The sequence below is a fragment of the Streptomyces sindenensis genome, assembly GCF_014649035.1.
In the GTDB taxonomy this organism is placed as follows: Bacteria; Actinomycetota; Actinomycetes; order Streptomycetales; family Streptomycetaceae; genus Streptomyces; species Streptomyces sindenensis.
In genome coordinates this window covers 203,124-209,239 of sequence record NZ_BMSG01000008.1, presented here as the reverse complement: position 1 = coordinate 209,239, position 6,116 = coordinate 203,124, and the positions used below count along the sequence as shown (strand labels likewise).

Annotated in this window: 6 protein-coding genes and 1 tRNA gene; 5 read left to right on the top strand and 2 right to left on the bottom strand. The window is 71.8% G+C overall.

All coding sequences use genetic code 11. The features are described 5' to 3' along the window. Window positions 1–128: 128 nt before the first annotated feature. Window positions 129–692: a hypothetical protein gene (locus IE145_RS12730; protein WP_189521031.1), complete on the top strand. Its 564-nt coding sequence runs from the start codon at window positions 129–131 to the stop codon at window positions 690–692. A gap of 65 nt (window positions 693–757) precedes the next feature. Here the strand turns inward: IE145_RS12730 and IE145_RS12725 are convergent, their stop codons facing one another. Together IE145_RS12725 and IE145_RS12720 are read right to left on the bottom strand one after the other, a co-directional pair. Continuing rightward, window positions 758–1,069 (bottom strand): hypothetical protein, encoded by a 312-nt coding sequence (locus IE145_RS12725; protein ID WP_229825530.1) that lies wholly within the window; start codon window positions 1,067–1,069, stop codon window positions 758–760. Between the two features lie 202 nt (window positions 1,070–1,271). Next, window positions 1,272–1,343, bottom strand: a tRNA-Arg gene (locus tag IE145_RS12720). A 186-nt stretch (window positions 1,344–1,529) separates the two neighbouring features. Here IE145_RS12720 and IE145_RS12715 point away from each other — a divergent pair. The 4 genes from IE145_RS12715 to IE145_RS12700 all read left to right on the top strand — a co-directional run bounded on the left by IE145_RS12715 (window position 1,530) and on the right by IE145_RS12700 (window position 6,110). Beyond that, window positions 1,530–1,943: a response regulator gene (locus IE145_RS12715; protein ID WP_189521029.1), complete on the top strand. Its 414-nt coding sequence runs from the start codon at window positions 1,530–1,532 to the stop codon at window positions 1,941–1,943. 109 nt (window positions 1,944–2,052) lie between these two features. Further along, complete coding sequence (gene nrtL, locus IE145_RS12710) at window positions 2,053–3,297, top strand: ArgS-related anticodon-binding protein NrtL (protein ID WP_189521028.1); 1,245 nt, start codon at window positions 2,053–2,055, stop codon at window positions 3,295–3,297. Between the two features lie 32 nt (window positions 3,298–3,329). Beyond that, entirely contained in the window at window positions 3,330–4,721 is a 1,392-nt protein-coding gene (gene lysA / locus IE145_RS12705) for a diaminopimelate decarboxylase (RefSeq protein WP_189521027.1), read from the top strand. Between the two features lie 99 nt (window positions 4,722–4,820). Continuing rightward, entirely contained in the window at window positions 4,821–6,110 is a 1,290-nt protein-coding gene (locus IE145_RS12700) for a homoserine dehydrogenase (RefSeq protein ID WP_189521039.1), read from the top strand. The last annotated feature ends 6 nt before the right edge of the window (window positions 6,111–6,116 follow it).

The following is a 6,116-nucleotide window of genomic DNA, read 5'->3' as shown; positions in this document are numbered from 1 at the left end:
TGCCTGCAGCATCATCTGTCTCCGACGGCTTCGGGCGGCATTCTGAAACGATCAGTTAGTCTCACACCCTGTTCACATTTGATAATTGATGATCTCGTCACAGAGGTCAGGCGCGGGGGTAGTGAAGCATGCGTGAAAACTGGCGCTCGAAGTTGAGCGTTCTCGCCGGGGCGTCGGCACTCGCCCTCTCGGCCGTCACCGCGACGCCGGCGCTCGCCGACGACGCCCCGGAGACCCCCGTGGAAATCCAGCTGCCCGGCGACGTGAGGATTCTCGAAGGTCGCGCCACGGAACCCGGCGCGGAGTTCCCCTTCACGACGGACGAGGACGAGACGGCGGGACCGGCGGCCACGATGGCGGCCGCCACGGCCGCTCCGCCGTCGAGCACCTGCCTCGGCGCGACCGCCGCCTACGGCTCCAGCGGGTGCTTCCAGCACAACGGCGACATCATCTGGGCCGGCGACACGAAGAAGGACGGCATGTCCGCGGCCGTCGGGGTCTACACCGACTACGGGCGCGCCGAGGAGGTCTGCGTCAACAAGCTCGGCGTGAACACCTGGGCGACCTGCAACAAGGACTACCGCGAGAGTGGCAACGTACGCCTGCGGATCCTGCGCTACGACGGCGACACCGGAAAGTTCTACCAGCCCGAGGCCTGGTCCGGCTGGATCCCGGTCGACGGGAAGTTCTGAAGGCTCACGTCTCCGGGGGCGAGCTCGCCGCCCCCGGAGCGAGCCGGGACAACTTCGCGGGGCGGCTACGGCCGCCTCGCGAGGCGGTAGACCGCGTACGTGATGCCCAGAATGACGTCCACGACGGCCCACAGGACGATGATCAGGCCCACGCCGATCGCGGTGCCTGCGTTCTCGGCGTCGTTGCAGGCCTGCTTGTCCAGCGTTCCGCAGTCCTCGGGAGTGCCCGAGCCGGAAGCGATCCCGGCGATCAGCCAGATCAGGAAGAGGAGTTGGACGCCCAGGAAGACCCACAGGAAGACCCGGTGCTTCTTGCGCGGACTCCGCGGTGGTGGCTGCGGCTGCCACTGAGGGGCGTTGGACTGGGGGATGCTCATGACGATCACGCTTCGTTCACGTCGTCAAGGGGCTCGCGGTCTCCGTGACAGCGCGCTCACCTCTGCTGTACCCGCCTGCGCGGCTTCACCCCGAGGCTCTTCGACTACGCCCATCATCTCTCCGCCCGGCGACTTCGGCGCGCCTGGCGGAACGAGAAGAGCCTGACCGGCATAAATGCAGGTCAGGCTCTTAATCCGGAAGTGCCCCCGGCAGGATTCGAACCTGCGCACCCGGCTCCGGAGGCCGATGCTCTATCCCCTGAGCTACGGGGGCGAATCGCGGTGTTGCTCTGCGACGGGTGAAACACTACCAGCTCCGACGGGGTGTCCGTGAACAGGTATTCCGCCGAAGCGCCGGGCGGGGGCGGTGGCCACCCGTCCGGGGGCGGAAGTGGACAAAACCCGGACGCCGCCCCTCGGGCCGACCTACTCTCGAAGGGTGTCAGGGGCGTACGGCCGCGTGCTTGTTGTCGACGACAACAAGGTCATCCGGCAGCTGATCAGGGTCAATCTCGAGCTGGAGGGCTTCGAGGTCGTGACCGCGGCCGATGGTGTCGAGGCTCTGGACCTGGTCGGGAGAGTACGCCCCGACGCCATCACCCTCGACGTCGTGATGCCCCGGCTGGACGGTCTGGAGACCGCCACCCGGCTGCGCTCCGACCCCCGCACCCGCGCTCTCCCCATCGCCGTCATCAGCGCCTGCACGCCTTACGAGGTCGACGCGGGCGTGGCGGCCGGGGTCGACGCTTTCCTGGCGAAGCCGTTCGAGCCGAGCGAACTGGTGCGGATCATGCGCCGACTGGTGACCGGGGAGGAAGAGCCCTCGGCGGACGGGCGGCGCGGTGCCGGGCGGGCGGGGAGCACCGCCGGCTGACCGGCGCGCCGGACCGGACCGGCCGGCCCGTCCCGTGGAACCGGGCCCGGCTGACCGGATGGCGAAACCGGTTCGCGAAGTGCCCCCCTCTCTCACCTACGCTTGACCCGTGACCCCCGCCGACCTCTCCCGGACCGTGCTGCACGCCGTGCGCCGCGCGGTCGACGAGGATGCGTTGCGCGCGCCCGTGCCCGCGCGCGTGCGGGTGGAGCGGACCCGGCCCGGCGGCAGCGGCGACTACGCCTGCGCCGTCGCCCTCCAGCTCGCCGGCCCCGCCGCGCTGCCCGCGCTGGAGGTCGCCCGCATCCTGCGCGAACGCGTCGCCGCCGAGCCCGGCGTCGGACGGGTCGAGATCACCGGACCCGGATTCCTGAGCTTCACCCTCGACGCCCCGGCCGTCAGCGACCGGGCCGTGCTCGCCGCCGTACGGGAACAGGGCCTCGCGTACGGGCACGGGGACGCCCTCCGGGACGAGGCCCACCAGTTCCACCACGCGCGGGAGGTCCGCGCCGCCGTCACCGCCCAGACCGTGCGCCGGCTCCTCACCGCCCAGGGCGCCCGGGTCCGGACCACCTGCGAACAGGCGCCCGACCCGGACTGGGTCCGCCTCGGCGTCACCGTCGACGCACACGGGACACCCCCCGTACCGCTCACCGGGATCCGGCCCGTCCCCGCCGGGGCCACCGCGGGGGAGCTGCTGGAGCGGCTCGGGCCCGACGCGGCCCGCTGGGGGCTCCTGCGCGCCGCCGGACACGACCGCGCCGCCCTCGGCCCCGAACTGCTCGTCCAGGGCGAGGCCAACCCGCTCTTCCGGGTCCGTTACGCCCATGCCAGGGCCCGCGCCCTCACGCGCGGGGCCGCCGCCCTCGGGTTCACCGCCGAGGCGGCCGCGCAGGGTGAGGGCGCCGCCGCGCCCGCCACGCACGGCGAAAGCCCCGCCCCGTACGGCGCGCAGGCCGCGAACGCCGCGCCCGCCCCGTACGGCGAGATCAGCACTGAGCCCGCCCCGTACGGCGCACAGGCCGCGAACGCCGACCCCGCCCCGTACGGCGAGATCGGCTCCGGGCCCGCCCCGTACGACGCCGCCGCCCGCCCCCTCCTCGACCTCATCGCCGACCACCCCGGTGTCCTGCTCGCCGGGGCCCGTCACCGCGCGCCCGACCGGGTCGCCCGGCAGCTGGAAGCCGTCGCGCACGCGTTCTTCGACTTCCACGACTCCTGCCCGCCCCTGCCCGCCGGTGACGAGAAACCCTCGGCCGCCCACCGCGCCCGGCTGGCCCTCGCCGAAGCCGCCGGGACGGTGCTGGCCGGCGGCCTGTCCCTGCTCGGCATCCGCGCGCCCGACCATCTCTGACGAGATCAGAAAAGACCCGAGAGAGCATCACGATGAGCCGCTCCGCACATCCCGCAGGCCCCCGCCACGCCGACGTCCTCCCCGAGGGGCACTACTCCGCGCCCGCCGCCGACCTCAACGTCCTCGACGAGAAGGTCTGGTCGCGCACCGTCACCCGTGACGCGGACGGCGCCCTCACCGTCGGCGGGATCGCCGTCGCCCGGCTCGCCGAGGAGTTCGGCACCCCGGCCTACTTCCTGGACGAGAGCGACTTCCGGGCCCGCTGCCGCGCCTGGGCCGACGCCTTCGGGCCCGACGCCGACGTCTTCTACGCCGGCAAGGCCTTCCTCTCCCGTGCCGTCGTGCGCTGGTTGAAGGAGGAAGGGCTCAACCTCGACGTGTGCTCCGGCGGGGAGCTGACCACCGCCCTCGACGCCGGTATGCCCGCCGAGCGCATCGCCTTCCACGGCAACAACAAGACCGTCGCCGAGATCGAGCGGGCCGTCGAGGCCGGCGTCGGGCGGATCGTGCTCGACTCCTTCCAGGAGATCGTCCGCGTCGCCCACATCGCCCAGCGCCACGGCGTGCGCCAGCGCGTGCAGATCCGCGTCACCGTCGGCGTCGAGGCCCACACCCACGAGTTCATCGCCACGGCGCACGAGGACCAGAAGTTCGGCATCGCGCTCGCCGACGGTCAGGCCGCCGAGGCGGTGCGCCGCGCGCTCTCGCTCGACGGGCTCGAACTCATCGGCGTCCACTCCCACATCGGCTCGCAGATCTTCGACATGGCCGGCTTCGAGGTCTCCGCCCGGCGCGTGGTGCAGCTGCTCGCCGAGATCCGCGACGAACACGGCGTCGAGCTGCCCGAGATCGACCTCGGCGGCGGCCTCGGCATCGCGTACACCTCCGAGGACGACCCCCGCGAGCCGCACGAGATCGCCAAGGCGCTCAGCGACATCGTCACCCGCGAGTGCGAGGCCGCGAAGCTCCGTACGCCCCGCATCTCCGTCGAGCCGGGGCGGGCCATCGTCGGACCCACCGCGTTCACGCTGTACGAGGTCGGCACGATCAAGCCCCTCGAAGGGCTGCGGACGTACGTCAGCGTCGACGGCGGAATGTCGGACAATATTCGTACCGCGCTGTACGACGCCGAGTACAGCGTGGCGCTCGTCTCGCGCACCTCGGACGCCGGGCCGATGCTCGTCCGGGTCGTCGGCAAGCACTGCGAGAGCGGGGACATCGTGGTCAAGGACGCGTTCCTCCCCGCCGACCTGGCTCCGGGGGACCTGATCGCGGTCCCCGCCACCGGCGCGTACTGCCGCTCGATGGCGAGCAACTACAACCACGCGCTGCGCCCCCCGGTCGTCGCCGTCCGGGACGGCGAGGCGCGCGTCATCGTCCGGCGCGAGACGGAGGAAGATCTCCTGCGTCTCGATGTCGGCTGATGAAATAGTCATCTCAGGATCCGGACGGGGGTCAGGAACTCCCGTCCGGTGAGTGAGACTGGTCCCCACATGTGCATGTATGAGAAACGAGGTCGGATGATGCGTACGCGTCCGCTGAAGGTGGCGCTGCTGGGCTGCGGTGTGGTCGGCTCAGAGGTGGCGCGCATCATGACGACGCACGCCGACGACCTCGCGGCGCGCATCGGCGCGCCCGTCGAGCTCGCCGGGGTGGCAGTCCGCCGGCCCTCGAAGGTGCGTGAGGGCATCGACCCCGCACTGATCACCACCGACGCGACCGCGCTCGTGCGGCGCGGCGACATCGACGTCGTCGTCGAGGTCATCGGGGGCATCGAGCCCGCCCGTACGCTCATCACCACCGCGTTCGAGAACGGCGCGAGCGTCGTCTCCGCGAACAAGGCGCTGCTCGCCGAGGACGGCGCCGCCCTGCACGCCGCCGCCGAGAAGTACGGCCGCGACCTGTACTACGAGGCCGCCGTCGCCGGGGCCATCCCGCTGGTGCGGCCGCTGCGCGAGTCGCTCGCGGGCGACAAGGTCAACCGGGTGCTCGGCATCGTCAACGGCACGACCAACTTCATCCTCGACAGGATGGACACCAGCGGCGCCGGTTACTCCGAGGCGCTCGACGAGGCCACCGCCCTCGGATACGCCGAGGCCGACCCGACCGCCGACGTCGAGGGCTTCGACGCCGCCGCGAAGGCCGCGATCCTCGCCGGGATCGCCTTCCACACCCGCGTGAAGATCGGTGACGTGCACCGCGAGGGCATCACCGAGGTCACCGCCGCCGACATCGCGTCCGCCCGCCGCATGGGCTGCACGGTCAAGCTGCTCGCCATCTGCGAGCGCGCCGCCGACGGGGCCTCCGTCACCGCCCGCGTCCACCCCGCGATGATCCCGCTCAGCCACCCGCTGGCCTCCGTCCGCGAGGCCTACAACGCGGTGTTCGTGGAGGCCGAGGCCGCCGGACAGCTGATGTTCTACGGGCCCGGCGCCGGCGGCTCCCCGACCGCCTCCGCGGTCCTCGGCGACCTCGTCGCGGTCTGCCGCAACAAACTGGGCGAGGCCACCGGACCCGGTGAGTCCGCCTACACGCGCCTGCCGGTCAGCCCCATGGGCGAGGTCGTCACGCGCTACCACATCAGCCTCGACGTGGCCGACAAGCCGGGCGTCCTCGCCCAGGTCGCGACGGTCTTCGCCGAGCAGGGCGTATCGATCGATACGGTCCGCCAGCAGGGAAAGGACGGCGAGGCATCGCTCGTCGTCGTCACCCACCGCGCGCCCGACGCCGCCCTCTCCGGGACCGTCGAAGCGCTGCGCAAGCTCGACACCGTGCGCGGTGTCGCCAGCATCATGCGTGTTGAAGGGGAGTAAAGGACC

Bases quoted from the DNA above. Each gene is read 5' to 3' on its own strand.
- lysA (WP_189521027.1), top strand. From the start codon at position 3,330: ATGAGCCGCTCCGCACATCCCGCAGGCCCCCGCCACGCCGACGTCCTC.
- IE145_RS12700 (WP_189521039.1), top strand. From the start codon at position 4,821: ATGCGTACGCGTCCGCTGAAGGTGGCGCTGCTGGGCTGCGGTGTGGTC.
- IE145_RS12730 (WP_189521031.1), top strand. From the start codon at position 129: ATGCGTGAAAACTGGCGCTCGAAGTTGAGCGTTCTCGCCGGGGCGTCG.
- IE145_RS12725 (WP_229825530.1), bottom strand. From the start codon at position 1,069: ATGAGCATCCCCCAGTCCAACGCCCCTCAGTGGCAGCCGCAGCCACCA.